Below are 3,189 nucleotides of genomic sequence, written 5' to 3' on the forward strand. Positions count from 1 at the left end.
TCGTTTTTTTTTATTATAGGCAATATTTATTGTGATTTAACTTCAATAATAAAAGCTTGAGTTTGAGGAGGTATACTCATTGTCATAATCGGAGAATGGTAAACAAAAACAACATCTCCTACCTCTAAATCATTTAAAGTAATTTCATTATAATTTTCATCCATGACTAAAGTAGCATCACTTGCGATTAAAACAGTAGCCGTATATATATTATTAATATCAGTGGCTATTGTGATGTAAACAACACCTGGCTGTATATTTTTATTTATTTCTACAATTTCACCATATTTAAAGTAACAGCATTTCATAATATAACTCACCCCTAAAAAATTCTAGTTAAATAAAATCTATAGTTTAAGTTATGTAGGACGATAAAATATGTTACTCAGTCAAAAAATAAAATAATGGGCTATAATATTAGTAAAATAGAATAATTAATATACTTTTAGATAGATATAGATTAATAAATGTTAATACCATGATAATATAATGATAAAATATATAATTAGTATAATTTCAAAAAGAGGAAGGTGATAAATATGGACTTAAGTAAAATAGAAGATATATTGAAATTTAATACGGATAGAACGAAATTTAACAGTGGATTTACTATGTATAAAAGAAATAGAATTATTAATGATTATTCAAAGATAGAAGGAGATAATGCTATATTTTACGCAACTATTATAGATGAATACCATAGACAAAATTATACTGCTATGATAAGTATCAACTTAAAAACCAGAGTAGTATCAAATATAAGTTGCGATTGTAGTGGTTCAATATCAAAAGATAATAAGGCTCAAATATGTCCTCATATTGTTGCAATAGCCCTTAATGGTGCTGATAATCTAAAAAAAGTAAAAATACAAGAATCTTATAATGAAGGAATAACAATAAATCCCCAAATAATGGTAAATATAACTCAGTCAAGAAATGGTCATATGGGAATGAATCTAAATATTGATGGAGTTGATAAAATAGAGTATAGAAGAATATTTAATTCTTTCAAAGAAAATAAAAAACTACACAGGCTTTCAAATGGGAACTATCTAGATTTAAAAGATGAAAATTTAGTACAAGCACTTAAATTAATAGATGTACTAGGAATATATAATGATTTTGAAAATATGAAAATACCTAATAATAAAGCAATGTATCTAGATAATTTTATAGAAGAAGAAAATATAGATTTTATAGAGGGTAGAAAGTATATAAGTAATGTAATTAAAAAGTTTAAAGGGAATCAAAAAATAGAATGTATAGTTCCAGAGAATTTAAATGCTAAACTTAGAGACTATCAAGTTAGTGGATTTGAATTTTTTACAACGCTATCAAATTATGAATTTGGATGTATACTAGCAGATGAGATGGGTCTTGGGAAGACTGTGCAGACAATAGCATTTTTACTATCTCAAATAAATAAAAAAAGTATAGTAATAGCTCCAACGGCACTAATATATAATTGGAAAAATGAGTTTGATAAATTTGCTCCATATTTAAAAATAGGAGTAGTTCATGGAAACAAAGTAGAAAGAGAAAAGATAATAAATAACATTAATGACTATGATGTTATATTAACAACTTACACAACTTTTAGAAATGATCTAGATAAATATGAAAATATAATTTTTGACTATTGTATTATAGATGAAGCTCAAAATATAAAAAATCCAGACTCAATTATTACAAAAACTATTAAAAGTATAAATGCCAAAGTTAGATTTGCATTAACGGGCACTCCGATAGAGAATAATTTATTAGAACTATGGTCAATATTTGATTTTATAATGCCAGGCTATTTATATAATAAAGAAAAGTTTAAGAGTATATTTGTAAATGGTGATAAAAGCATTAGCGAACTTAAAAATCTTATAAAACCATTTATGCTTAGAAGAACTAAAAAGGAAGTTATATCAGAGCTTCCAGATAAAATAGAGCAAAAGTTTTTTGTGCAGTTAGATAAAGACCATAGAAAATCTTATAATGGATATATAAAACTTATAAAAGAAAAAATAAAAGAAGATAATCAAAATAATATGAATATATTTTCTTACTTAACAAAAATTAGACAATTGTGTTTAGCACCAGAATTGATGGTTAAAAACTATAATGGTAAAAATTCTAAATTGGATACATTATTGGATATAATAAATGATTCAGGTGATAAAAAGATACTTATATTCTCTCAGTTTACAAAGGTATTAAGTATAATAGGGCAAAGATTAGAGAAAGAAAAAATTCCATATAGTTATCTAGATGGAAAAACTAGTGCAGAAGATAGGGTTAGATTAGTTGATGAGTTTAATAACAAGAATGATAACAAAATATTTTTAATATCATTAAAAGCAGGAGGAACGGGTCTTAACTTAACTAGTGCAAGTATGGTTATTCACTTTGATCCTTGGTGGAATCCTGCGGTTGAAAATCAGGCAAGTGATAGAGCCCATAGAATAGGTCAAAAAAATGTTGTTAATGTTATAAAGCTTATAGCTAAAGATACCGTTGAAGAAAGAGTAATTAGTTTACAAGAAAATAAAAAAGAATTAATAGAAGAAATTATAGATGGAAATTTAGATAATAGTAATACATTTAAGCATTTGTCTAAAGACGATATAATAGATTTATTTATATAAAGTGCTTTTGTAAAACTAGACTTTATATTTACCAATAATTCTATAATATACAAGAGAATTAATTAAATGATATAATTATTTTAACAAATAAGAATTTAAAGGAGTTTTTATACTATGTCATTTTTCAATAAGATAGCAGGTTATGGGTCAGTAGATAATCAATGTGATGAAAAAATAAGAGAATATTTACTAGATGATGAAGAAGTTATTATCGGATTTACATTTATAAGAGATTCTATAATACTTACTAATCATGGGCTTTATAGAGTAGATGTTCAAGGGTTAAGTGGGAAAAAGGTAGAAGTAAAGTTCTTCCCTAAGAAGAATATCAAAAGTATATCTTTTGAAACAGCATCAACAATGGATTTAGATGTTGATATAAAAATAGGGGTTGATGGAAATACCGTAGTTACTCAAAATACATCATACAATGCTCCTATATCATTTAAAGTACCTAAAGCCCAAACAGAAGAAGCTAAGCAAATAGTAAGACTTGTAAAAGAACATTATCTTTGTAAATAAGAAAAAAGAGATTGCAATTAATATTGCAATC

At 25.5% G+C, this 3,189-nt stretch carries 3 protein-coding genes; 2 read left to right on the forward strand and 1 reads right to left on the reverse strand.

Going from position 1 to position 3,189, the window contains the following annotated elements; all coding sequences use genetic code 11:
* Positions 1 to 26: 26 nt before the first annotated feature.
* Positions 27 to 308, reverse strand: a complete 282-nt coding sequence (locus tag BN899_RS13905; RefSeq protein WP_042276553.1) for a hypothetical protein — start codon at positions 306 to 308, stop codon at positions 27 to 29.
* A gap of 231 nt (positions 309 to 539) precedes the next feature.
* On the opposite strand from BN899_RS13905, the gene BN899_RS13910 reads away from it, so the two are divergent.
* Positions 540 to 2,636: a DEAD/DEAH box helicase gene (locus BN899_RS13910; protein ID WP_042276556.1), complete on the forward strand. Its 2,097-nt coding sequence runs from the start codon at positions 540 to 542 to the stop codon at positions 2,634 to 2,636.
* 114 nt (positions 2,637 to 2,750) lie between these two features.
* Positions 2,751 to 3,158: a PH domain-containing protein gene (locus BN899_RS13915; RefSeq protein WP_042276559.1), complete on the forward strand. Its 408-nt coding sequence runs from the start codon at positions 2,751 to 2,753 to the stop codon at positions 3,156 to 3,158.
* Positions 3,159 to 3,189: the final 31 nt, after the last annotated feature.

Origin of the sequence: Faecalimicrobium dakarense, from assembly GCF_000499525.1 — a bacterium.
In the GTDB taxonomy this organism is placed as follows: Bacteria; Bacillota; Clostridia; order Peptostreptococcales; family Peptostreptococcaceae; genus Faecalimicrobium; species Faecalimicrobium dakarense.

Excerpts from the sequence above, each read along its gene's own strand:
- BN899_RS13905 (WP_042276553.1), bottom strand. The coding sequence starts at position 308 with ATGAAATGCTGTTACTTTAAATATGGTGAAATTGTAGAAATAAATAAA.
- BN899_RS13910 (WP_042276556.1), top strand. The coding sequence starts at position 540 with ATGGACTTAAGTAAAATAGAAGATATATTGAAATTTAATACGGATAGA.
- BN899_RS13915 (WP_042276559.1), top strand. The coding sequence starts at position 2,751 with ATGTCATTTTTCAATAAGATAGCAGGTTATGGGTCAGTAGATAATCAA.